At 67.3% G+C, this 22,210-nt stretch carries 18 protein-coding genes and 3 rRNA genes; 3 read left to right on the forward strand and 18 right to left on the reverse strand.

Annotated features, from left to right (window positions below; genetic code table 11):
* Nucleotides 1-291: 291 nt before the first annotated feature.
* Nucleotides 292-567 (reverse strand): glutaredoxin family protein, encoded by a 276-nt coding sequence (locus tag ACU6WZ_RS11665; protein ID WP_447033161.1) that lies wholly within the window; start codon nucleotides 565-567, stop codon nucleotides 292-294.
* Nucleotides 568-691: 124 nt separating this feature from the next.
* Between ACU6WZ_RS11665 and ACU6WZ_RS11670 the strand changes: the two genes are divergently transcribed.
* The 3 genes from ACU6WZ_RS11670 (at nucleotide 692) to ACU6WZ_RS11680 (ending at nucleotide 4,227) form a co-directional block, all read left to right on the forward strand.
* Nucleotides 692-1,645 carry an HAD family hydrolase gene (locus tag ACU6WZ_RS11670; protein ID WP_447033162.1) on the forward strand — a complete coding sequence of 318 codons (954 nt, stop codon included), beginning with the start codon at nucleotides 692-694 and terminating at the stop codon, nucleotides 1,643-1,645.
* A gap of 347 nt (nucleotides 1,646-1,992) precedes the next feature.
* On the forward strand, nucleotides 1,993-2,775 hold the full coding sequence (locus ACU6WZ_RS11675) for an ECF subfamily RNA polymerase sigma factor, BldN family (protein WP_447033163.1): 783 nt from the start codon (nucleotides 1,993-1,995) through the stop codon (nucleotides 2,773-2,775).
* 240 nt (nucleotides 2,776-3,015) lie between these two features.
* A complete protein-coding gene (locus tag ACU6WZ_RS11680) occupies nucleotides 3,016-4,227 on the forward strand; it encodes a DUF5667 domain-containing protein (RefSeq protein ID WP_447033165.1) in 1,212 nt (403 codons plus the stop codon).
* Nucleotides 4,228-4,311: 84 nt separating this feature from the next.
* Here the strand turns inward: ACU6WZ_RS11680 and ACU6WZ_RS11685 are convergent, their stop codons facing one another.
* From ACU6WZ_RS11685 to ACU6WZ_RS11765, 17 genes are all read right to left on the reverse strand, one after another.
* Nucleotides 4,312-5,391 carry a lysophospholipid acyltransferase family protein gene (locus ACU6WZ_RS11685; protein WP_447033167.1) on the reverse strand — a complete coding sequence of 360 codons (1,080 nt, stop codon included), beginning with the start codon at nucleotides 5,389-5,391 and terminating at the stop codon, nucleotides 4,312-4,314.
* Between the two features lies 1 nt (nucleotide 5,392).
* Nucleotides 5,393-6,433, reverse strand: coding sequence for an NAD-dependent epimerase/dehydratase family protein (locus ACU6WZ_RS11690; RefSeq protein WP_447033168.1), 1,041 nt, complete (start codon nucleotides 6,431-6,433; stop codon nucleotides 5,393-5,395).
* Between the two features lie 178 nt (nucleotides 6,434-6,611).
* Nucleotides 6,612-6,710 carry a 30S ribosomal protein bS22 gene (locus tag ACU6WZ_RS11695; RefSeq protein ID WP_003948845.1) on the reverse strand — a complete coding sequence of 33 codons (99 nt, stop codon included), beginning with the start codon at nucleotides 6,708-6,710 and terminating at the stop codon, nucleotides 6,612-6,614.
* Between the two features lie 110 nt (nucleotides 6,711-6,820).
* Nucleotides 6,821-7,033: a helix-turn-helix domain-containing protein gene (locus tag ACU6WZ_RS11700; protein ID WP_447033170.1), complete on the reverse strand. Its 213-nt coding sequence runs from the start codon at nucleotides 7,031-7,033 to the stop codon at nucleotides 6,821-6,823.
* A gap of 128 nt (nucleotides 7,034-7,161) precedes the next feature.
* Nucleotides 7,162-7,977 carry a phosphatase gene (locus ACU6WZ_RS11705; RefSeq protein WP_447033171.1) on the reverse strand — a complete coding sequence of 272 codons (816 nt, stop codon included), beginning with the start codon at nucleotides 7,975-7,977 and terminating at the stop codon, nucleotides 7,162-7,164.
* Between the two features lie 271 nt (nucleotides 7,978-8,248).
* Nucleotides 8,249-9,424: an acetoin utilization protein AcuC gene (locus tag ACU6WZ_RS11710; RefSeq protein ID WP_447033172.1), complete on the reverse strand. Its 1,176-nt coding sequence runs from the start codon at nucleotides 9,422-9,424 to the stop codon at nucleotides 8,249-8,251.
* Nucleotides 9,425-9,697: 273 nt separating this feature from the next.
* Nucleotides 9,698-10,342, reverse strand: coding sequence for an HAD family hydrolase (locus ACU6WZ_RS11715; protein WP_447033174.1), 645 nt, complete (start codon nucleotides 10,340-10,342; stop codon nucleotides 9,698-9,700).
* 68 nt (nucleotides 10,343-10,410) lie between these two features.
* Nucleotides 10,411-10,527 (reverse strand): 5S ribosomal RNA (gene rrf, locus ACU6WZ_RS11720).
* A gap of 74 nt (nucleotides 10,528-10,601) precedes the next feature.
* A 23S ribosomal RNA gene (locus ACU6WZ_RS11725) occupies nucleotides 10,602-13,725 on the reverse strand.
* 301 nt (nucleotides 13,726-14,026) lie between these two features.
* Nucleotides 14,027-15,566: ribosomal RNA gene (locus ACU6WZ_RS11730) — 16S ribosomal RNA — on the reverse strand.
* Together the 16S, 23S and 5S rRNA genes form the textbook arrangement of a ribosomal RNA operon.
* 643 nt (nucleotides 15,567-16,209) lie before the next feature.
* Nucleotides 16,210-17,067 (reverse strand): DMT family protein, encoded by an 858-nt coding sequence (locus ACU6WZ_RS11735; protein WP_447033175.1) that lies wholly within the window; start codon nucleotides 17,065-17,067, stop codon nucleotides 16,210-16,212.
* A gap of 25 nt (nucleotides 17,068-17,092) precedes the next feature.
* A complete protein-coding gene (locus ACU6WZ_RS11740) occupies nucleotides 17,093-17,878 on the reverse strand; it encodes a DUF998 domain-containing protein (protein ID WP_447033177.1) in 786 nt (261 codons plus the stop codon).
* A 119-nt stretch (nucleotides 17,879-17,997) separates the two neighbouring features.
* Nucleotides 17,998-18,807: a pyrroline-5-carboxylate reductase gene (gene proC / locus ACU6WZ_RS11745; RefSeq protein ID WP_447033179.1), complete on the reverse strand. Its 810-nt coding sequence runs from the start codon at nucleotides 18,805-18,807 to the stop codon at nucleotides 17,998-18,000.
* A 116-nt stretch (nucleotides 18,808-18,923) separates the two neighbouring features.
* A complete protein-coding gene (locus ACU6WZ_RS11750) occupies nucleotides 18,924-19,661 on the reverse strand; it encodes an ABC transporter permease (RefSeq protein ID WP_447033180.1) in 738 nt (245 codons plus the stop codon).
* Entirely contained in the window at nucleotides 19,658-20,449 is a 792-nt protein-coding gene (locus ACU6WZ_RS11755; RefSeq protein ID WP_447033181.1) for an ABC transporter ATP-binding protein, read from the reverse strand. The genes ACU6WZ_RS11750 and ACU6WZ_RS11755 overlap by 4 nt, the downstream gene beginning before the upstream one ends.
* A gap of 888 nt (nucleotides 20,450-21,337) precedes the next feature.
* Nucleotides 21,338-21,850 carry a hypothetical protein gene (locus tag ACU6WZ_RS11760; protein WP_447033183.1) on the reverse strand — a complete coding sequence of 171 codons (513 nt, stop codon included), beginning with the start codon at nucleotides 21,848-21,850 and terminating at the stop codon, nucleotides 21,338-21,340.
* Nucleotides 21,851-21,884: 34 nt separating this feature from the next.
* Nucleotides 21,885-22,196, reverse strand: coding sequence for an SH3 domain-containing protein (locus ACU6WZ_RS11765; RefSeq protein ID WP_447033184.1), 312 nt, complete (start codon nucleotides 22,194-22,196; stop codon nucleotides 21,885-21,887).
* Between the last annotated feature and the right edge of the window lie 14 nt (nucleotides 22,197-22,210).

The raw sequence follows: 22,210 nt of genomic DNA on the forward strand, positions 1-22,210 counted from the left end.
CGGGATGAGCGGGGCTGCAGGCGGCCGTATGTCCCAGGACCGCCCCGTCCCCTGCAGGCTATGCCTTTGTGAACGCGTGCACAAAGATGGTGTCCGTTTTGTCCGTCCAAAGTGACCGGGGTCACGCAGACATCTCGCCCGACACCGGAACCGAGCACCAGGCCGCCTCGTTGAAGATCTTTCGGGGGCAAAGCCGCACACACTCCTCACGTCCACGCCCCCGAGATTTCAGAATGCCCGGCAAATGGGGGGCGGGCGCTCCAAATCGCCCATGATGGTAGCCGGATTCGGTCAGCCGCCGAGCACCTTGCGCAGTCTCGCGGCGTCCACCCGCCAGAAGGTGTGCTGTTCGCCGTCGACCAGCACCACCGGAATCTGCTCCCAGTAGGCCCGGTTCAGCTCCTCGTCCCGCGTGATGTCCTTCTCCTCCCAGGGCACCCCGAGCGCCCCGCACACCTCACTGACCACCGCGCGGGCGTCGTCGCACAGATGGCAGCCCGGTTTCCCGACCAGCGTGACCAATCGCTCGTCGGGCTTCGGCCTGGTACGTCGCAGCAAGGGGCTCATGCCGCCATTCTGTCCCGGGCGGCGCCCGCCCCTTTCGCCCCCGTGACTCCCGCGCCCGTCAGAGTTCACGCCGCGGCATCCCGCCGGGTCGGGCGGGGCCGAACAGACTGGCTATGCTCACGACATGGCCGCACTGGGATGGCTCACCCCTCGTAGGCGCTCCGCGACCGCGCGCAGCGTGCTGGCGGGAGAGGCAGCAGCCGAGGCAGCACGCACGACGTCGCTGGCGCAGCAGCAGCTGGAGGAACTCGAGGCGGCACGGCCCGGCGGGCCCGCGCCAGGGGGGCCCGCGTTCCCTGTGGTCGGCGACGTCAGGGCCGCCGCCTTCTTCGATCTCGACAACACCGTGATGCAGGGCGCCGCGATCTTCCACTTCGGCCGCGGCCTGTACAAGCGGAAGTTCTTCCAGCGCCATGAGCTGGCCCGGTTCGCCTGGCAGCAGACGTGGTTCCGGCTGGCCGGGGTCGAGGACCCCGAGCACATGCAGGACGCCCGGGACAGCGCGCTGTCGATCGTCAAGGGCCACCGCGTCTCCGAGCTGATGTCCATCGGCGAGGAGATCTATGACGAGTACATGGCCGAGCGCATCTGGCCGGGCACCCAGGCCCTGGCCCAGGCCCATCTCGACGCCGGACAGAAGGTGTGGCTGGTGACCGCCGCCCCGGTGGAGACCGCGACGATCATCGCCCGCCGGCTCGGCCTGACCGGCGCGCTGGGCACGGTCGCGGAGTCCGTGGCCGGCGTATATACGGGCAAGCTCGTCGGCGAGCCCCTGCACGGCCCCGCGAAGGCGGAGGCGGTGCGCGCCCTGGCCACCGTCGAGGGGCTGGAGCTGGACCGCTGCGCGGCGTACAGCGACTCGCACAACGACATCCCGATGCTCTCGCTGGTCGGCCATCCGTACGCGATCAACCCCGACGCGAAGCTCCGGAAGTACGCCACGGCCCGCGAATGGCGGCTGCGCGACTACCGGACCGGCCGCAAGGCGGCGAAGGTCGGCATCCCGGCGGCCGCCGGAGTCGGCGCCATCGCCGGCGGCACCGCGGCCGCGATGGCCCTGCACCGCCGCCGCCGCTGACGGCCTCCCCGCGCGGACACCCGCCCGGACACCCCCGGGCGATACCGGGAACCCGGGGTTCTACCCCGCCCGCGCTCCGGCCAGTCCGGGCAACCTCACTCGTACACAACGCATCCAGCAATCACGCAGATTACGAAGCAATTCGATCAACAAGTGGTCACAATGTGCGACTTGATTCGCCGCATAGACGTAACAGAAGCGACGGAATCGGTGATTTAAGCAACTGGGTGTAGCGCTGCCTGTACGAAGCGTTATTCTCCTCAGACGCATACCGGACCCCACCCGTCAGCACGACGAGTGACCGGTCTAGCACTGAACGTGTTGGAAGCTCTGCCTCTGGGAGTCCCGTGTACCCACACGTCGGGGTTGACGCCTCGGGCCTGGCTACGCTGCGCGCAACGGTCGTGGACCGCTTGCGCGGCTTCGTCCCCACCGCGTACGCCGTCCCCGCCCTCGCCACCCCTGCACTTGTCGGCCCCTGCTACGCCCTGGCCGACGGCGGTGCGGCGGTCGCCAGACGCAGCCGCGGCGCCGGCTCGGCCACCGGCACGTCCACCCACCGCCGGCCCAGCGCCGACAGCGACAGCGCACGCATGATGGACCTCGTCGAACGCGCCCAGGCCGGCGAGGCCGATGCGTTCGGCCGCCTCTACGACCAGTACAGCGACACGGTCTACCGCTACATCTACTACCGCGTCGGAGGGAAGGCGACCGCGGAGGACCTGACGAGCGAGACGTTTCTGCGCGCGCTGCGCCGCATCTCCACCTTCACCTGGCAGGGACGCGATTTCGGCGCCTGGCTGGTCACTATCGCGCGCAACCTGGTCGCCGACCACTTCAAATCGAGTCGATTCCGTCTCGAAGTGACCACCGGCGAAATGCTCGACGCCAACGAGGTCGAGCGCAGCCCGGAGGACTCCGTCCTCGAATCCCTCTCCAACGCGGCGCTGCTGGAAGCGGTCCGCAAGCTCAACCCGCAGCAGCAGGAGTGCGTGACCCTGCGCTTCCTGCAAGGGCTCTCGGTCGCCGAGACGGCCCGCGCGATGGGCAAGAACGAAGGCGCGATCAAGACCCTGCAGTACCGGGCCGTACGCACGCTGGCCAGACTCCTGCCCGACGATGCCCGCTGACCGGCCGGCCACCGCGCACAGGCGGCTCCGACTCACCTTCCGTAACGCCTCCATGACGTTGTGGTCCGATCATCCTTCGCGCGTAACCCAAGTGCCGCGCCGCTCGTTGTGCGGGATGCAGGCTCCCTGCGGTCACGTCATGCCCACAGCCACTCACTCGATCGTGTGGACGTGTTCATGGCGTGCAACCTTCCGGACCCCCAGGGGAGTCGATCGTCATGACGAGAGGAGGTGCCGCCCGTGATCGCGAACGTATCGGCGCACCGGCGGGCGAACGCCTTCGCCCAGGCTCTGGAGGCGCAGACGCCCCAGGGCACGGCGGCAGATCAGCCCGAAGAAACGGCCGAAGGGCCGGAGTCGACAAGGCTCCTGGCCCTGGCGAACGGTCTCGGCGAGCTGCCGTCACCGGAGTTGGACCCCGAGGTCAAAGTCGTCCAGCGGGCCCAGCTCATCGCCGCAATGGAAGCCATGGTCGCCGACAACGGCGCCCCGGCGGGCCCTACGGTGCCCGAGCAGCGGACCGGCAGGGGCGCCCACCGGGCATCCCCGCTCCGGAAGCTGCGCCCGCGCTCCCGCTGGTCGAAGGGCATCGCTGCGGGCGGGCTCACCGTCGGCGTGGCCGCAGGAGCCTTCAGCGGAGTGGCCGCTGCGAGTTCCGACGCCCTGCCAGGTGATTCGCTGTACGGGCTGAAGCGCGGCATGGAAGACGTGAAGCTCGGCATGGCCGGCGACGACGCCGACCGCGGCGAGCTCTACCTCGACCAGGCGTCGACCCGCCTCCAGGAGGCCCGCCGCCTCATGGAGCGTGGCCGGGTCGCCGACCTGGACCACGAACAGCTCGGCGAGGTCAGACGCACGCTGAGCGGAATGACCCACGACGCGGGCGAGGGCCACCGTCTGCTCAGCAGGGCATACGCACGTGACGGCTCGATCGGCTCGATGCAGACCCTGTCGTCGTTCGCCGCCTCCCACCGCGAGGCCTGGAGCAGCCTGCGCGACCGGCTGCCGGTGCAGCTGGCGGACGTCGGCAAACAAGTGAGCTCGGTCTTCGCCGCCATAGACGAAGAAGTCGCACCGCTCGAATCCCTGCTCCCCGCCACCCCGGAGCCCAAGCGGCCACCCCCGCGTCCCGGCTCCACCCAGGACCGTACGGGCACACCGGACACGGACCGCCCCGCGCCCTCCAGCACCACCTCATCGGGCGGACGTACGGGCAACGAGCGCAAGCCGGACACCCCCACGGCTCCCGACAGCACCCCCAGGGACGACGGCGGCCTGCTCGACGGCAACCCGGGCGACCTGCTCGACCCGCCGCCCGCCGACACCACCCCGTCGGCGCCGCCTTCCGACGAGAAGCGCAACAGCGCACCACCGGTCCCGGACGTCACCGTCCCGCCGCTGCTCCCCGGCATCCTGCCGGGCCTGGGCATCGACGGACAGGACGCGCCGTAACCGCTGGTCAGCCGAAAGGGGGTGGGTCCGGTCTCCGTGGAGACCGGACCCACCCCCTTTTCGCCGTTCCGCCGCTTCGGCGCTCTAGAAGAACACCGACCGCCGCTGCACGAGCAGCTTGTACAGCGTGTGCTGGATCTGCTCCCGCACCTGATCCGTCAGGTTGAACATCAGCATCGGATCCTCGGCCGCCTCAGCCGGATATCCCGCCGTGGGAATCGGCTCACCAAACTGAATCGTCCACTTCGTCGGCAGCGGCAGGGCCCCCAACGGCCCCAGCCACGGGAAGGTCGGCGTGATCGGGAAGTACGGGAATCCCAGCACCCGCGCCACGGTCCGCGCGTTCCCGATCATGGGGTAGATCTCCTCCGCCCCCACGATCGAGCAGGGCACGATCGGCGCCCCCGCGCGCAACGCCGTGGAGACGAACCCGCCCCGCCCGAACCGCTGCAGCTTGTACCGCTCGCTGAACGGCTTCCCGATCCCCTTGAAGCCCTCCGGCATCACCCCGACGACCTCGCCCCGGCGCAGCAGCTCCTCCGCGTCCTCCGCGCAGGCCAGCGTGTGCCCGGCCTTCCGCGCCAGTTCGTTGACGACCGGCAGCATGAACACCAAGTCGGCCGCGAGCAGCCTCAGATGGCGCCCGGCCGGATGGTTGTTGTGCACCGCGGCCTGGAGCATCAGCCCGTCCAGCGGCAGCGTCCCCGAGTGGTTGGCGACGATGAGCGCCCCGCCCTGCGACGGGATGTTCTCGACACCCTTGACCTCGACCCGGAAGTACTTCTCGTACAACGGCCTGATCATCGACATCAGGACCTTGTCGGTGAGCTCCTCGTCGTACCCGAACTCGTCGACCTCGTAGTCCCCGGTGAGCCGCCGCCGCAGGAAGGCAAGCCCGCCCGCGATCCGCCGGTCCCAGCCGCCCCCGCCGCCCGGCTCCGGCGCCGCGTCCCGCGAGCCCGCCAGGGACTGCGCCGCCGCATCCTCCAGGGCCGCGTGCTGCTCCGGTACGGGCGCGAGCGCGGCCCCGTTGCGGCCCTGGGGCCGCTTCGCCTTGGGCTCCTTCGCCGCGCCCCCACCGGCCGCGGGAGCCTGCTTCGGGTGGGGCCGGGCCCGCCTCGCCCTGGGGTCGTCGCCGAACGGGATGACCTTGGCATCGGCCATGTCAGGTGCGCTCCTTGCTGACGAGGGTGGAGAGCCGGTCGACGCCACGGGCCAGAGTCTCCGGCGGGAGCAGCCCCGCGCCCCGGCTGCGCGCGAAGTCCGAGAAGGCCTCCGCCGTCGTGTAGCGGGGGTGGAAGCCCAGTGTCTCGCGCATCTGCGTGGTCCTGACGACCCGGCCGTGTGTCAACAGCCGGATCTGCTCGGGCGAGAAGTCGCTCAGCCCGACGGTCCGCAGCGCCGACCCGACCCAGGTCACGGCGGGCAGGAGCAGCGGCACGGTCGGCCGGCCCAGCCGGCGTGAGCACTGCGACAGCGTCAGCACGCCGTCGCCGGCCACATTGAAGGTCCCGCTGTTCATCGTGGCCCGCCGCGGGTCGAGCGAGGCGATCAGCAGAACGTCGATCACGTCGTCCTCGTGCAAGAACTGCAGCCGCGGGTCGTACCCGAAGACGGTGGGCAGCACGGGCAGCGAGAAGTAGTCGGCCAGCGGCGAGTCGGCGCAGGGACCGAGGATGTTGGCGAAGCGCAGCACGCACACCGCGACATCGGGCCGGCGGCGGGCGAAGCCGCGTACGTACCCCTCGACCTCGACGGCGTCCTTCGCGAAGCCGCCGCTCGCCAGCGACTTCGCCGACGTGGTCTCGGTGAAGACCGCGGGATCGCGTGGCGCGGACCCGTACACGCTGGTGCTGGACTTCACGACGAGCCGCTGCACGGTCGGCGACTTCTGGCACGCGCCGAGCAGCTGCATGGTGCCGATGACGTTGGTCTCCTTGACCGACGTACGGCTGCCGCCGGTGCCCAGCGGCGTGCCGGTGACGTCCAGGTGCACCACGGTGTCGACACTGTGCTCGGCGAGGACCCGCGCGATCGCGGGCTGGCGGATGTCCGCCCGGACGAAGTCCGCGCCACCCAGCTGGTGCGGCGGCTCCACGGCGTCCACGCCGATCACCCGCTCCACGGCCGGGTCCCGCTGAATACGCCGCACGAACCGGCCGCCCAGCGGCCGGGCCACACCTGTGACGAGCACGACCTTGCCCAAGATCAGCGCCTTCCCCTAGGACTCCCCTGGCGCCACCGTAGCGGTTGGACGTTGCCCTGTGATGACCGCAGGGCACCCGAAGTGACAGCAGGCACGCACGGAGTATCGCGGACAGAACGCACCGCAGCCCTCCCACCATGACGGTGGAAGGGCTGCGATTTTCACGTACAGCTGCCGCTTACTTCTTGTTGCGACGCTGAACGCGGGTGCGCTTGAGCAGCTTGCGGTGCTTCTTCTTGGCCATCCGCTTGCGCCGCTTCTTGATAACAGAGCCCACGACTACCCTCGCTCACTTCTCTTCACTCGGTGCGGGGCGTCTGGGCCCACACGACCTACGAGGGGCCAGCCTACCCGCCACCGGGAGAGGGACGTAATCCGAGGGCATCGTCAGGCCGATTCCACCCCCACCAAGGACTCCCGGAGGTACTCGTGAACCGCTTGCTCCGGAACCCGGAAGGACCTGCCCACCCGGATCGCCGGCAGATGACCGCTGTGCACCAAGCGGTACACGGTCATCTTCGACACTCGCATGACCGCGGCGACTTCCGCCACGGTAAGGAACCTGACCTCGTTGAGAGGCCTCTCGCTGCCAGCAGCCATGACCCACCTGTACCTTCCGCACCCGACGCGCACCGGCTTCCCCTCCGGTGACTCTTCGTCGTTGTGCGCTCACTCCCCAGACTAGGGGCGGGTGGTACGAGTGGGGAAGAGGAGCAGCGATCGGGCGCCTACCGTGACAGACACGCCCGATTGAGCACATAGCGAGTGAGGGGCCGGTAGTAATGGGACCGCACGGCGTCGTCAAGCGGAACGGCCACGGACACCCGGCCCTCGGCCTCCCCGACGAACAGCGCCGGGTCGTTGGTGTCGGCCAGCCCGATGGCCTCGATGCCGAGCTGACCTGCACCGCAGACCCATCCGTGGTCCCCGACGACGAGCCCGGGAAACGGCCCGGACGACTCGTGCGCCGCGGCGAGCGCGACCCGTACCGGGAGCGGGGAATGGCTGTGTGCGCCGGTCTCACTCGCCGGGCCGTGCGCGCCGGGTTCGCGCACCAGCGCGACGCCCTGTACGTAGTCCAGCCGGTACGTACGTACGCCGAACCGGGTCGTTATGTCGACACGTCTCCCCTGCGCGGGGGTGAGAACAGGACACCCGGCCGCCGACAGGGCGTCTGCCAGGGCGGCGTAGAAACCGAGCAGCCGGTGCGGATGCCCGGTCCCGAACAGCACCGGCAGCTGCCGCGCGGCCGCCTCACCGAGCCGATGCGCGAACGCCTCCAGCGCGGCCAGGGTCCGCTCGGGGTCGATCACATCGGGCCCCGACACGCAGGCGGGATCCCCGGACACGCCGCACTTCTCGGCCATCAGATCCATGACGTCACGCGCGCCCCACGCCCACTCGGGATCGAGGCCGAGCAGCACGCGAGGGTCCCGGGCGGCGAACAGCCGGTAGCTGCGCAGGCTTTCCTCCCGCGAGGTGGCCACGGGCCCGGCCAGCCGGGCGGCCAACAGATGCGCGCGAAGGGCGCCGGTACTCAACACCCTCCCGATGCTCGCGCACCGCCCTGCCCTTTTCTTCAAAAGCCGGGTGACACCCCACACTTGGCGTAACGGCCTGGTGCGCGATAGTGGGCGGATCAGCCCGCGGCGTCGGATGCGGTGCATCGCAAGGCGGCGGGGCGTCCTCATAGCGGAGCTATGAGGGGGTGTCTGACAACGGGCGAGGTGCCGTAGCCGGCGTGGCGGGCCCGTCCCCTATCGCGCACCAGGCCGTAACCACTGCCCTCAAGCGCCGGACAGGCCGCGAGAGCCGCTACGCCAGCAGCCCCCGCAACGGGAACACCGCCCGCCGAGTCGCCCGCACCGCCTGGTCCAGCCGGTCCGCCGGGTCGTACCCCGCGTCCCACTCCTTCCAGGCCGGCGCGCGCCCGTCCGTCATCCGCCCCGGCCCCAACTGCCTGGTCCGCGCGTACACTTCGTCCCGCCAGGTCGCCGGAATGACCGACTCCGGCTCGATCGGCCGGTGCGCCGCGATCCCCACCAGGTGCGTCCAGGACCGCGGTACGACATCGACCACCGCATAGCCCCCGCCCCCGAGCGCCACCCAGGCCCCGCCCTCCACGTACTCGTGGGCGAGGTCGTGGCAGGCCGCCTGCACCGCCCGCTGGGCGTCCAGCGACACGGCAAGGTGCGCCAGCGGATCCTCGAAGTGCGTGTCCGCCCCGTGCTGCGTCACCAGTACCTGAGGCCGGAAATCCGCCAGGAGCTCCGGTACGACCGCGTGGAACGCGCGCAGCCACCCCGCGTCCCCGGTCCCCGCCGGCAGCGCCACATTCACGGCCCCGCCCTCACCCGCGCCGGCGCCGCCGGTCTCCTCCGGCCACCCGGTGCCGGGGAACAGCGTCCGCGGATGCTCATGCAGTGACACCGTCAGAACCCGCGGGTCGTCCCAGAACGCCGCCTGCACCCCGTCTCCGTGGTGCACGTCCACATCGACGTACGCGACCCGCTCCGCCCCCAACTCCAGCAGCCGCGCGATCGCGAGCGCCGCGTCGTTGTAGATGCAGAACCCCGCCGCACTTCCCGGCATCGCGTGATGCAGCCCGCCGGCGAAGTTCACCGCGTGCGCGGCCTCCCCCCGCCAGACCGCCTCGGCGGCGCCTACCGACTGCCCGGCGATGAGCGCCGAGGCCTCGTGCATCCCGTGGAACGCGGGGTCGTCGACGGTCCCCAGCCCGTACGCCTGGTCCGCGCTGCGGGGACTGGTCGAAGCCGCTCGTACCGCCGTCACATAGTCCTCGCGGTGCACCAGCCGCAGCGTCGAGTCCCCGGCGGCCGGGGCCGCGACGACGTCCACTTCCCGGTCGAGGCCGTACGCCCGCACCAGCCCCATGGTCAGCGCGAGCCTGACCGGGTCCATCGGATGGCTCGCCCCGAAGTCGTAACCGGTTACCGCGTCATCCCACATCAACCGCGCGCGCCCGCTCATGCCCGCCACCGTATCGGTCCGCCCCGGACGCGAAAGACGGGGCGTAGGGGCGTACGGGCGTCACCACATCAGCATTACTGCGTCACCACATCAGACCCAGCGAGCGCATCAGAAGCTGTTGTCCAACTCCCGCTGGATCAGCTCGGGGCGTCTGGTGCGGTCGATCGCAAGGCGCCGGAGTGTCCTCATAGCGGAGCTATTAGGACATTTCGGCAACGCCGCGAGCGGCCGTGCCAGACGCCCCGAGCCCAGCGGGAGTTGGACAACAGCTTCTCAGGCCAGCAGCCCCCGGAGCTGCCCCAGCTCGGTGAAGTACCCCGTCGCCCCGACCAGCTTGGCGGCCGGCGTCATGGCGGTGAAGCCGTACACGTCCATTCCCGCTTCCCTGGCCGCCTGCACACCGAGCACGCTGTCCTCGACGACGACGCACCGCTCCGCCGGTACGCCCATCTGTTCCGCGGCGTAGAGGAACAGGTCCGGCGCCGGCTTGCCCCGCCCGACATCCTGCGAGCTGAAGATCCAGCTGTCCTCGAACCACTCGTCGAGCCCGGTCTTCAGGTGCCCGACCCGGATCCGCTCATGGCTCCCGGACGAGGCGAGACAGTACGCCGCCCCGTCCGCGACCAGCGCCCCCAGCATGTCCTCGACTCCGGACATCGGCTTCAGGTCCCGCTCGAACGCGGCGAAGACACGGGCGTGCAGCGTCTTGTCGAAGTCCTCGGGCAGCCGCTGCCCGGTCCTCTCCAGCACGAGGTCGTGGATCCGGTGCACGGCGGCACCCATGTAGTCACGGAGCGAGTCGTCGTACGAGGTGGGGTGCCCCAGCTCGCTCAGGTAGCCGGCGAGGATCGTGTTGGAGATCGGCTCGCTGTCCACGAGGACGCCGTCATTGTCGAAGATGATGAGGTCGTAGCGCATGCCCCGACCTTAAACGCAAAAAAGCCCCGGCCCCCGGACATAAGTCCGGGGGCCGGGGCCCAAAAATTGTTCGGCGGCGTCCTACTCTCCCACAGGGTCCCCCCTGCAGTACCATCGGCGCTGAAAGGCTTAGCTTCCGGGTTCGAAATGTAACCGGGCGTTTCCCTAACGCTATGACCACCGAAACACTATGAAGTTGCACAAACCGGTGACAGCACAGTTCGTTACTTCAGAACTAACACAGTGGACGCGAGCAACTGAGGACAAGCCCTCGGCCTATTAGTACCAGTCAGCTCCACCCGTTACCGGGCTTCCACATCTGGCCTATCAACCCAGTCGTCTACTGGGAGCCTTAACCAATCTAGTTGGTGGGAATACTCATCTCGAAGCAGGCTTCCCGCTTAGATGCTTTCAGCGGTTATCCTTTCCGAACGTAGCCAACCAGCCATGCCCTTGGCAGGACAACTGGCACACCAGAGGTTCGTCCGTCCCGGTCCTCTCGTACTAGGGACAGCCCTTCTCAATATTCCTACGCGCGCAGAGGATAGGGACCGAACTGTCTCACGACGTTCTAAACCCAGCTCGCGTACCGCTTTAATGGGCGAACAGCCCAACCCTTGGGACCGACTCCAGCCCCAGGATGCGACGAGCCGACATCGAGGTGCCAAACCATCCCGTCGATATGGACTCTTGGGGAAGATCAGCCTGTTATCCCCGGGGTACCTTTTATCCGTTGAGCGACAGCGCTTCCACAAGCCACTGCCGGATCACTAGTCCCGACTTTCGTCCCTGCTCGACCCGTCGGTCTCACAGTCAAGCTCCCTTGTGCACTTACACTCAACACCTGATTGCCAACCAGGCTGAGGGAACCTTTGGGCGCCTCCGTTACTCTTTAGGAGGCAACCGCCCCAGTTAAACTACCCATCAGACACTGTCCCTGATCCGGATCACGGACCGAGGTTAGACATCCAGCACGACCAGAGTGGTATTTCAAGATTGACTCCACACACACTGGCGTGCATGCTTCACAGTCTCCCACCTATCCTACACAAGCCGAACCGAACACCAATATCAAACTGTAGTAAAGGTCCCGGGGTCTTTCCGTCCTTCTGCGCGAAACGAGCATCTTTACTCGTAGTGCAATTTCACCGGGCCTATGGTTGAGACAGTCGAGAAGTCGTTACGCCATTCGTGCAGGTCGGAACTTACCCGACAAGGAATTTCGCTACCTTAGGATGGTTATAGTTACCACCGCCGTTTACTGGCGCTTAAGTTCTCAGCTTCGCCATGACGAATCATGACTAACCGGTCCCCTTAACGTTCCAGCACCGGGCAGGCGTCAGTCCGTATACATCGCCTTACGGCTTCGCACGGACCTGTGTTTTTAGTAAACAGTCGCTTCTCGCTGGTCTCTGCGGCCACCCCCAGCTCACGGAGTAAATCCGATCACCAGTGATGGCCCCCCTTCTCCCGAAGTTACGGGGGCATTTTGCCGAGTTCCTTAACCATAGTTCACCCGAACGCCTCGGTATTCTCTACCTGACCACCTGAGTCGGTTTAGGGTACGGGCCGCCATGAAACTCGCTAGAGGCTTTTCTCGACAGCATAGGATCATCCACTTCACCACAATCGGCTCGGCATCAGGTCTCAGACTATATGCACGACGGATTTACCTACCGTGCGTCCTACACCCTTACCCCGGGACAACCACCGCCCGGGCTGGACTACCTTCCTGCGTCACCCCATCGCTTACCTACTACCGCATTGGGCCGGCGGCTCCACCACTCCCCTTTGCCCGAAGGCTCCAGGGCGGCTTCACGGCCTTAGCATCAACGGATTCGATACTGGGCGTTTCAAAGCGGGTACCGGAATATCAACCGGTTGTCCATCGACTACGCCTGTCGGCCTCGCCTTAGGTCCCGACTTACCCTGGGCAGATCAGCTTGACCCAGGAACCCTTAGTCAATCGGCGCACACGTTTCTCACGTGTGTATCGCTACTCATGCCTGCATTCTCACTCGTGAACCGTCCACAACTCGCTTCCGCGGCTGCTTCACCCGGCACACGACGCTCCCCTACCCATCCACACTCCCGTTGGGGATATATGTGTGAATGACACGACTTCGGCGGTACGCTTGAGCCCCGCTACATTGTCGGCGCGGAATCACTTGACCAGTGAGCTATTACGCACTCTTTCAAGGGTGGCTGCTTCTAAGCCAACCTCCTGGTTGTCTCTGCGACTCCACATCCTTTCCCACTTAGCGTACGCTTAGGGGCCTTAGTCGATGCTCTGGGCTGTTTCCCTCTCGACCATGGAGCTTATCCCCCACAGTCTCACTGCCGCGCTCTCACTTACCGGCATTCGGAGTTTGGCTAAGGTCAGTAACCCGGTAGGGCCCATCGCCTATCCAGTGCTCTACCTCCGGCAAGAAACACACGACGCTGCACCTAAATGCATTTCGGGGAGAACCAGCTATCACGGAGTTTGATTGGCCTTTCACCCCTAACCACAGGTCATCCCCCAGGTTTTCAACCCTGGTGGGTTCGGTCCTCCACGAAGTCTTACCTCCGCTTCAACCTGCCCATGGCTAGATCACTCCGCTTCGGGTCTAGAGCGTGCAACTCATGCGCCCTATTCGGACTCGCTTTCGCTACGGCTTCCCCACACGGGTTAACCTCGCTACACACCGCTAACTCGCAGGCTCATTCTTCAAAAGGCACGCAGTCACGACGCACTGAGTAAACTCAATGCGCGACGCTCCCACGGCTTGTAGGCACACGGTTTCAGGTACTATTTCACTCCGCTCCCGCGGTACTTTTCACCATTCCCTCACGGTACTATCCGCTATCGGTCACCAGGGAATATTTAGGCTTAACGGGTGGTCCCGCCAGATTCACACGGGATTTCTCGGGCCCCGTGCTACTTGGGTGTTGCACAAGCAAGCCGTTGATGTTTCAGCTACGGGGGTCTTACCCTCTACGCCGGACCTTTCGCATGTCCTTCGCCTACACCAACGGTTTCTGACTCGCCCAACAGCCGGCAGACTGTTGAAGTGCAATCCCACAACCCCGTATGCGCAACCCCTGCCGGGTATCACACGCATACGGTTTGGCCTCATCCGGTTTCGCTCGCCACTACTCCCGGAATCACGGTTGTTTTCTCTTCCTGCGGGTACTGAGATGTTTCACTTCCCCGCGTTCCCTCCACATACCCTATGTGTTCAGGTATGGGTGACAGCCCATGACGACTGCCGGGTTTCCCCATTCGGAAACCCCCGGATCAAAGCCTGGTTGACGGCTCCCCGGGGACTATCGTGGCCTCCCACGTCCTTCATCGGTTCCTGGTGCCAAGGCATCCACCGTGCGCCCTTAAAAACTTGCCCACAGATGCTCGCGTCCACTGTGCAGTTCTCAAGCAACGACCAGCCACCCATCACCCCGCTCCGAAGAACGAGTGCACTGGGGCCGGCATCGCGAAGATAAGGACCGAAGTCCGTACCCTCAGATACCCAACAGCGTGCCCGACCCGGCCAATCCAGACTGTGTTCCACGCCGAAGCAGTACTAACAGTCCCAACCAACCGTGCCGAATAGTCAACGTTCCACCCATGAGCAACCAGCACCGGACGTTCGCCGATGAACTGGCCTCTGACCAAACCGAAGCCTGGTAAGAAGTGCTCCTTAGAAAGGAGGTGATCCAGCCGCACCTTCCGGTACGGCTACCTTGTTACGACTTCGTCCCAATCGCCAGTCCCACCTTCGACAGCTCCCTCCCACAAGGGGTTGGGCCACCGGCTTCGGGTGTTACCGACTTTCGTGACGTGACGGGCGGTGTGTACAAGGCCCGGGAACGTATTCACCGCAGCAATGCTGATCTGCGATTACTAGCAACTCCGACTTCATGGGGTCGAGTTGCAGACCCCAATCCGAACTGAGACCGGCTTTTTGAGATTCGCTCCGCCTCACGGCATCGCAGCTCATTGTACCGGCCATTGTAGCACGTGTGCAGCCCAAGACATAAGGGGCATGATGACTTGACGTCGTCCCCACCTTCCTCCGAGTTGACCCCGGCGGTCTCCTGTGAGTCCCCATCACCCCGAAGGGCATGCTGGCAACACAGGACAAGGGTTGCGCTCGTTGCGGGACTTAACCCAACATCTCACGACACGAGCTGACGACAGCCATGCACCACCTGTATACCGACCACAAGGGGGCACCTATCTCTAGGTGTTTCCGGTATATGTCAAGCCTTGGTAAGGTTCTTCGCGTTGCGTCGAATTAAGCCACATGCTCCGCTGCTTGTGCGGGCCCCCGTCAATTCCTTTGAGTTTTAGCCTTGCGGCCGTACTCCCCAGGCGGGGAACTTAATGCGTTAGCTGCGGCACCGACGACGTGGAATGTCGCCAACACCTAGTTCCCAACGTTTACGGCGTGGACTACCAGGGTATCTAATCCTGTTCGCTCCCCACGCTTTCGCTCCTCAGCGTCAGTAATGGCCCAGAGATCCGCCTTCGCCACCGGTGTTCCTCCTGATATCTGCGCATTTCACCGCTACACCAGGAATTCCGATCTCCCCTACCACACTCTAGCCTGCCCGTATCGAATGCAGACCCGGGGTTAAGCCCCGGGCTTTCACATCCGACGTGACAAGCCGCCTACGAGCTCTTTACGCCCAATAATTCCGGACAACGCTTGCGCCCTACGTATTACCGCGGCTGCTGGCACGTAGTTAGCCGGCGCTTCTTCTGCAGGTACCGTCACGTCCGGGAAAACCCAGTCGCTTCTTCCCTGCTGAAAGAGGTTTACAACCCGAAGGCCGTCATCCCTCACGCGGCGTCGCTGCATCAGGCTTTCGCCCATTGTGCAATATTCCCCACTGCTGCCTCCCGTAGGAGTCTGGGCCGTGTCTCAGTCCCAGTGTGGCCGGTCGCCCTCTCAGGCCGGCTACCCGTCGTCGCCTTGGTAGGCCATTACCCCACCAACAAGCTGATAGGCCGCGGGCTCATCCTTCACCGCCGGAGCTTTTAACCCCTCCCCATGCAGGGAAGAGTGTTATCCGGTATTAGACCCCGTTTCCAGGGCTTGTCCCAGAGTGAAGGGCAGATTGCCCACGTGTTACTCACCCGTTCGCCACTAATCCACCCCGAAGGGCTTCATCGTTCGACTTGCATGTGTTAAGCACGCCGCCAGCGTTCGTCCTGAGCCAGGATCAAACTCTCCATGAATGTTTGCTCGTAATCGAGCTCACACACACTTAGAGCGGAACAGATCGGGCCGGAATATGGCCCGCTGTCCTCAGCGTCCTCGCTGTGTTCGCCTGACCACCACAAGGGCGGCCAGGACTTTTCAAAGGAACCACCAACCCACCAGAGGCGGGCCGGGGTATCAACATATCTGGCGTTGACTTTTGGCACGCTGTTGAGTTCTCAAGGAACGGACGCTTCCTTTGTACTCACCCTCGCGGGCTTTCCTCCGGGCTATCGTTCGGTACTTCGTGTTTCCGACTCTATCAGACGCTTTCGCGTCCGACTTCCTCGGCGCTTTCCAGTTCTTCGCTTTCGCGTTTCCCTTTCCGGCGTTTCCAACTCTATCAGGCTCTTTCGAGCCCGACTCCCAGTCAGCGGGTTTCGTCTTCCCGACCGTTGGGCCGTTCCGACGAGTGAGACTTTAGCGGAATCCTTGCTCCCGAGCTAATCGGGGTCGCGTCCTTTTCGAACGCGGATTCCTCATTTCGCAAACACGCACAAAAGTGCGACGACAGCTGTCGTTCTCTTCAGTGGGTGTTGCGCAATGGCCGTCCGGGGACCGACCGGGGTCGGTGCTCACGTCGGACAACTCGGAGAACACTACGGAGGGGGCAATGCCCTGTCAACCGGGGCCGGCACTAGGGCTTCGGGGTGGCTCGGGGCCGACCTCGCCGAATCGGGACAGGGCCAGGGTTCCGCCCACCGCCAGGATCACGCCGGTCAGGGCCAGCCAGCCCATACCAGCCCTGACCTGGTCCCCCAGCATCAGCACGCCGACGAGTCCGGGGCCCAGTACCTCCGCCACCGTGCCGGCAGCTGTCGCCGCCGTCACCGAACCGCGCTGCACCGCCAACGCGTAACTGACGTAGCCGCCGATACCGCCGATGACCAGGGCGTACGTAGCCGGGTCGGTGAGTACGGCAGCGATGTCGGTGGCGTTCATGATGCGGACGGCCAGGCTGGTCACGCCGAATCCGACGCCCGACAGCAGCCCGAGCGCCACCGCCGTCCAGTCGCCCTTCGACCGTGCCAGCACGGCGGTGAGCAGCAGCGCCACCACGGGCGTGGCGAGCAGCACGACGCGAAAGAGGGGGGCGGGCGGTGTGTGGCCCTGCTCGCCCGAACCGACGGCGAGCAGACCGAGGCCCGCCACCACGGTGACGACCACTACGCCGTCACGCGGTCGCGCCCGGACGCCGAGCAGCCACACCGCGCCGACGGCCGTGACGGCGAGACTCGCATTGGTCACCGCTTGGACGACGAACAGCGGCAGGCTGCGCAGCGCGACGATGCTGCACACGAACCCGACGACATCCAGTCCGGCGCCGAGCACGAAGAGCGGTGACCTGGCGAGCCTGGTCAGCAGGCGCAGGGTCACCCGGTCCTCGCGTGGTGCCTCGCGGGCGCCGTGTGCCTGCAGGACCGAAGCCAGTCCGAAGCAGAGTGTCGCGCCGAACGCTACGACGAGTCCGACCAGCATGCCTTCCCCCTCGTCGGAGCGTCGCTCAGATGCGCCGCCTGGAGAACCCGGCGCCGAGCAGCACGAACCACACACCGACCGCCAGCAGGTGGATTCGCTGCGGAACGCCCTGCCAGCCCGGCACGCCGAGCAGCGGCCCGACCGTCGCCAGCGAGCTCAGCAGCGCACAGCCCAGCACCCATGGCCCCCAGCGGCGCACGGGAATCAGTCCGTGCGGCGGTCGCCCCCGAGCGGGCCGCCCCTCACGTGCCGCGAGGCTGAGCAGCACCATGGAGGCGAAGAGCGTGAAGTGGACCAGCGCGCTGGTCACCGTGTGAGAGGGGTGGACTGCCTGACAGTCGAGTTGGACCGAGGGTGCGCACCGCATCGGCAGCGCCACATCGGTCACCGAGAACAGGCCGAAAGAGGCGAGCGCCCACAGCCCGGCGGAACCGGTCCGGCCGCCCAGGGCGTGGTCGGGTGTCCACCTGCGGGCCCCGGACAGTGCGCACAGGGCCCCCGCGGTGACCAGGACGGCGCAGACGACTTCGACTCCGCCGAACAGCGACCGGTAGGGCTGGTCGGCGGCGTATAGCTCGCTCACGTACGAGTGCCTGGGGTCGAGCCCCGTGGGCAGTACGAATTCGAGGACCCAGCTGTTGTAGATCACCCCCGCGGCCGCCAGTGCCGCCCCCGCCCACCAGAGATGCCCCCGGGCCGGCCCGTCGAGTCGTGGGGACGGACGTGAGCGCCGTCGCGGCCTGGGCAGGCGGGCAGTCTCGGCGGGGGCCGGCACGAGGGTAGCCCCGTCGCGCTCAGTGTTCCTGGTCACGGCACCGCTATAGCCGCCCCGGCGACCGGGGAGACCGCGCTTCCCGATATGTGACCCGTTCGGATGTACGACTTCACCGCTGGGCGAAGTGTGGTGGCGCGGCCTGGCCCAGCCGAGGCCTAGCCGTTGCCCGACGCCAGCTCTCGGCTGCGGTCGCGGGCCGCTTCGAGGGCGGCGATCAGGGCGGCTCGTACGCCGTGGTTCTCCAGCTCCCTGATCGCGTTGATGGTCGTGCCGGCGGGCGACGTGACCGCCTCGCGGAGCTTGACGGGGTGTTCGCCGCTGTCGCGGAGCATCACGGCGGCGCCGATCGCGGCCTGGACGATCAGGTCGTGGGCCTGGGCGCGCGGCAGGCCGAGCAGGATGCCGGCGTCGGTCATGGCCTCTACGAGGTAGTAGAAGTACGCCGGGCCCGAGCCGGAGAGGGCGGTGGCCGCGTCCTGCTGGGACTCGGGGACGCGGACGGTCTTGCCTACGCCGCCGAAGATCTCCTCGGTGTGGCGGAGATGGTCGGCGGTGGCGTGGCTGCCGGCCGAGATGACGGACATGGCCTCGTCGACGAGGGCGGGGGTGTTCGTCATGACGCGGACGACGGGGGTGTTGGGGGCGAGGCGCTCTTCGAAGTACGCGGTGGGGATTCCGGCAGCACCGCTGATGACCAGGCGGTCTGCGGGGACGTGCGGGGCGAGCTCGTCGAGGAGCTTGCCCATGTCCTGCGGCTTGACCGTGAGGATCAGGGTGTCGGCGCGCTTGGCGGCCTCGGCGTTGGTCACCGCCTCGACGCCGTAGCGGGTGCGGAGCTCTTCGGCGCGGTCGGAGCGGCGGGCGGTTACCAGGAGGTCGGCGGGGCGCCGGCCGCCGCGGATCATGCCGCTGAGCAGGGCCTCGCCGATCTTTCCGGTGCCGAGGACTGCGACTGTCTGGGTCATGCGGTTCACCTCGCCGGTGGGGCTGCTGGGGTGCTCTGTTGTCCGGGGACATCTTCGCACCGGGGGTGCGGGGGCAGCGCCGGTGTCCGCGGGGTGGTCAGGGGGTTGCTGTGTGGTCAGGGGGTTCGGCGGCGGAGGGTGACCGCCCCGAGGGCCAGGACCAGCAGGGCGCAGGACGCGACGACGACGGCGTCCCGGACGAAGGTGGCCGTCACGTCGGTGTGGCGCAGCACCTCGGTCATGCCGTCCACGGCGTACGACATGGGCAGGACGTTCGAGATCGCCTCCAGGACCGGCTGCATGGCGTCGCGCGGGGTGAACAGGCCGCACAGCAGGAGCTGCGGGAAGATCACCGCCGGCATGAACTGGACCGCCTGGAACTCGGACGACGCGAAGGCCGAGACGAACAGGCCGAGCGCGGTGCCGAGCAGGGCGTCCAGCAGCGCGATCAGGAGGAGCAGCCACGGGGAGCCGACGACGTCCAGGCCGAGCAGCCACAGGGAGAGGCCGGTGGCCAGGGCGGACTGCACGATGGCGAGGACGCCGAAGGCGAGGGCGTAACCCGCGATCAGGTCGCCCTTGCCCAGGGGCATGGCAAGGAGGCGTTCGAGGGTGCCGGATGTGCGTTCGCGCAGGGTGGCGATGGAGGTCACCAGGAACATCGTGATCAGCGGGAAGATGCCGAGCAGCGACGCGCCGATCGAGTCGAAGGTCTCCGGTGAAGCGTCGAAGACGAACCGCAGCAACGTGATCATCACCACCGGGATCAGGAGCAGGAGCGCGATCGTGCGGGGGTCGTGGCGCAGTTGGGCCAGGACGCGGGCGGCGGTGGCGAGGGTGCGGGATGCGTTCATCGGGGCTGCTCCTGGCGGGAGTTGGCGTCGTCCACAAGGTGGAGGAAGGCCTCTTCGACGGTGGCGGTGTGCGTACGGGCGCGGAGCGCGTCGGGGGTGTCCTCGGCGAGGATCTCGCCCTCGCGCATGAGGAGCAGGCGGTGGCAGCGCTCCGCCTCGTCCATCACGTGCGAGGAGATGAGGAGGGTGGCTCCGCGGTCTGCCAGGGTGTGGAAGAGGTTCCACAGGTCGCGGCGCAGGACCGGGTCGAGGCCGACGGTCGGTTCGTCGAGTACGAGGAGTTCGGGCGTACCGAGCAGTGCCACGGCGAGTGAGACGCGGCTTCGCTGGCCACCGGAGAGGTTGCCGGCCAGGGCGGACTCGTGCGAGGCGAGGTCTACGTCGGTGATGGCCCGGGTGACAGCCTCGTGGCGGGCTTCGCGGTGGGTGCGGCCGGGGTGGAGGACGGCGGCGAAGTAGTCGAGGTTCTGGCGGACGGTGAGGTCGTCGTAGACGGCGGGGGCCTGGGTGACGTAGCCGATGCGGGAGCGCAGGGCGGCGTGGCCCGCCGGGTGGCCGAGGACGTCGAGGGTGCCGGTGACTCTGGCCTGGGTGCCGGCTACGGCGCGTATGAGCGTGGTCTTGCCGCAGCCGGACGGGCCGAGGAGGCCGGTGATGCGGCCTCGGGGGACTACGAAGTCGAGGCCGCGGAGGACGACGGTGCGGGGGCCGCGTACGACGGTCAGGGCGCGGGCGGTGATGGCTGCGCGCGCTGTGGGAGTGGGGGGCTCGTCGACATAATTCATCATGCGTTGAATATGCTCCTGGGCGGGGCGGGCGTCAAGGAGGTGCGGCCGCGGGGTCGGGCCCCGGCGGGGGTGTTGGGGTGCCGGGGGCCGGGCGGGGCCGGCGGGGGCGGGCCGCTACGGGGGCGGCATTCGGGACTGCATGATTTAGGCGCACTCGGGGTTTTTGGAGTACGACGCCCACGCTTACGACCTGGTGCGCGATAGGGGACGGGCCCGCGACGCCGACTACGGCACCTCGCCGCGCTGGCGAAACGTCCTGATAGCTCCGCTATGAGGACGCTCCGCCGCCTTGCGATGCACCGCATCCGACGCCGCGGGCCGATCCGCCCCCTATCGCGCACCAGCCCGTTAGCCCACAAATCACGCTCTACGTCGCGAACGCCACCCCCTACGCGACCCGCCCCCTCACGCCGGTGGACACGTGCACCTGCCGTGAGCCCCGGGGCAGCGCCAAGAGCGCGGGCCTGGAGTGTGCAGGCCCGGGTACGGGCAGGTGTCGGCACCACCCGTGGGGGCGTCCCCGGCACGCCGTCCAAAGCCAAAGGGTTGCGTCGCCTGCCGGCGTTGTGGGCGTGTGGGGCCGTGCCCCTGAGTGGGGTCAACGAGGCGGCTTGGTCGGGGGGTTCGGGGTGTGACGCACGCCGGAACGGCGGGAGGGGGTCGAGGCCGTAGGGAGGTGCGTTCGGGACGTAGAGCGTGATTTGTGGCGCAGGTTGCCGGGCCACCATCAACGCTGCGGCGTCGCGCCTAAATCATGCAGTCCCGAATGCGCCTCCCGTAGGCCTCTGCCCCCGGCCCATAACTGCCGGCCTCGGGCCCCCGCCGGGCCCCCCGCCCCCGGCCCGGGAACCGGCCCGGGAACCGGCCCGGAACCGCCCAGGCAGACGGTCAGCGGCGCTTCCGGCGGCGGGCTGCCGGGTTGCCGGTGCGGGTGCCTCGGCGGCGTTCGTACTGGGCAATGGCCGCGTCGTACTCGGTGCGGTGCAGCTTTTCGCCGGGCGCCTCGGTCAGTGAGCGGAAGAAGTAGGCGAGGAGTACGCCGACGAAGCCGATGCTCTTCAGGCTGCGCAGAGAGGCCTCCGCGGCCGGGTCGGGGCGGCGTGCGAAGCCCTCCCACGTGCGGCGGAAGGCGATCGCGCTGCAGATGGCGAACATGGCGACGACCAGGATGTTGACGAAGCCGCCGACCTCCGCGATCGCCAGGCCCTGGTAGGCGAAGCGCAGCACGAGGCAACCGGCCGCCGCCGCTGCCAGCGACCCGGCGGCGACCCCGGCCCGGCGCCACCCATAGCCGCTGCCGTGGCCCACCCAGGTCGTGCCGAAGAACCGGATGGGTTCGGGCCGCGGACCGGTGGGGGTGGGGGCTGCCAGGGACGGGGTGCCTTCGGGGTTCTCGCTCACGGGGTCGATTATCCCCGGGAGCGGGACGTGCGGGTCAGGAGCAGCGCCCGGCGACGTACCCGTCGCTGCCCGTGTTGATGTACGCGTCCGAGACGAACTGGCCGTTACCGATGTTCGACCAGAGGTTCGTCGTGCCGTACGGGCCGGACTCGGTCGTCCCCGGGCACTGGCAGTTGATCGGCACCCGCGCGCCGTACGGCAGCGTCTTGACGATCCGGTAGGTCGTGCCGGGGCCGCTGCGTACGTTCACCCGGTACCCGGGAGCCACCGGATAGTGCGCTGCGCCCGCCCCCGCGGCCGCCGCTCCGGCGCTCTGCACGTGTGGTTCCGCTTCTCCTACGGCCATGAGGCCCTCCCCCG

It is taken from the genome of Streptomyces hypolithicus, assembly GCF_052934925.1.

Bases quoted from the DNA above. Each gene is read 5' to 3' on its own strand.
- ACU6WZ_RS11670 (WP_447033162.1), top strand. From the start codon at position 692: ATGGCCGCACTGGGATGGCTCACCCCTCGTAGGCGCTCCGCGACCGCG.
- ACU6WZ_RS11665 (WP_447033161.1), bottom strand. From the start codon at position 567: ATGAGCCCCTTGCTGCGACGTACCAGGCCGAAGCCCGACGAGCGATTG.
- ACU6WZ_RS11715 (WP_447033174.1), bottom strand. From the start codon at position 10,342: ATGCGCTACGACCTCATCATCTTCGACAATGACGGCGTCCTCGTGGAC.
- ACU6WZ_RS11750 (WP_447033180.1), bottom strand. From the start codon at position 19,661: ATGAACGCATCCCGCACCCTCGCCACCGCCGCCCGCGTCCTGGCCCAA.
- ACU6WZ_RS11755 (WP_447033181.1), bottom strand. From the start codon at position 20,449: ATGATGAATTATGTCGACGAGCCCCCCACTCCCACAGCGCGCGCAGCC.
- ACU6WZ_RS11765 (WP_447033184.1), bottom strand. From the start codon at position 22,196: ATGGCCGTAGGAGAAGCGGAACCACACGTGCAGAGCGCCGGAGCGGCG.
- proC (WP_447033179.1), bottom strand. From the start codon at position 18,807: ATGACCCAGACAGTCGCAGTCCTCGGCACCGGAAAGATCGGCGAGGCC.
- ACU6WZ_RS11700 (WP_447033170.1), bottom strand. From the start codon at position 7,033: ATGGCTGCTGGCAGCGAGAGGCCTCTCAACGAGGTCAGGTTCCTTACC.
- ACU6WZ_RS11735 (WP_447033175.1), bottom strand. From the start codon at position 17,067: ATGCTGGTCGGACTCGTCGTAGCGTTCGGCGCGACACTCTGCTTCGGA.
- ACU6WZ_RS11685 (WP_447033167.1), bottom strand. From the start codon at position 5,391: ATGGCCGATGCCAAGGTCATCCCGTTCGGCGACGACCCCAGGGCGAGG.
- ACU6WZ_RS11710 (WP_447033172.1), bottom strand. From the start codon at position 9,424: ATGAGCGGGCGCGCGCGGTTGATGTGGGATGACGCGGTAACCGGTTAC.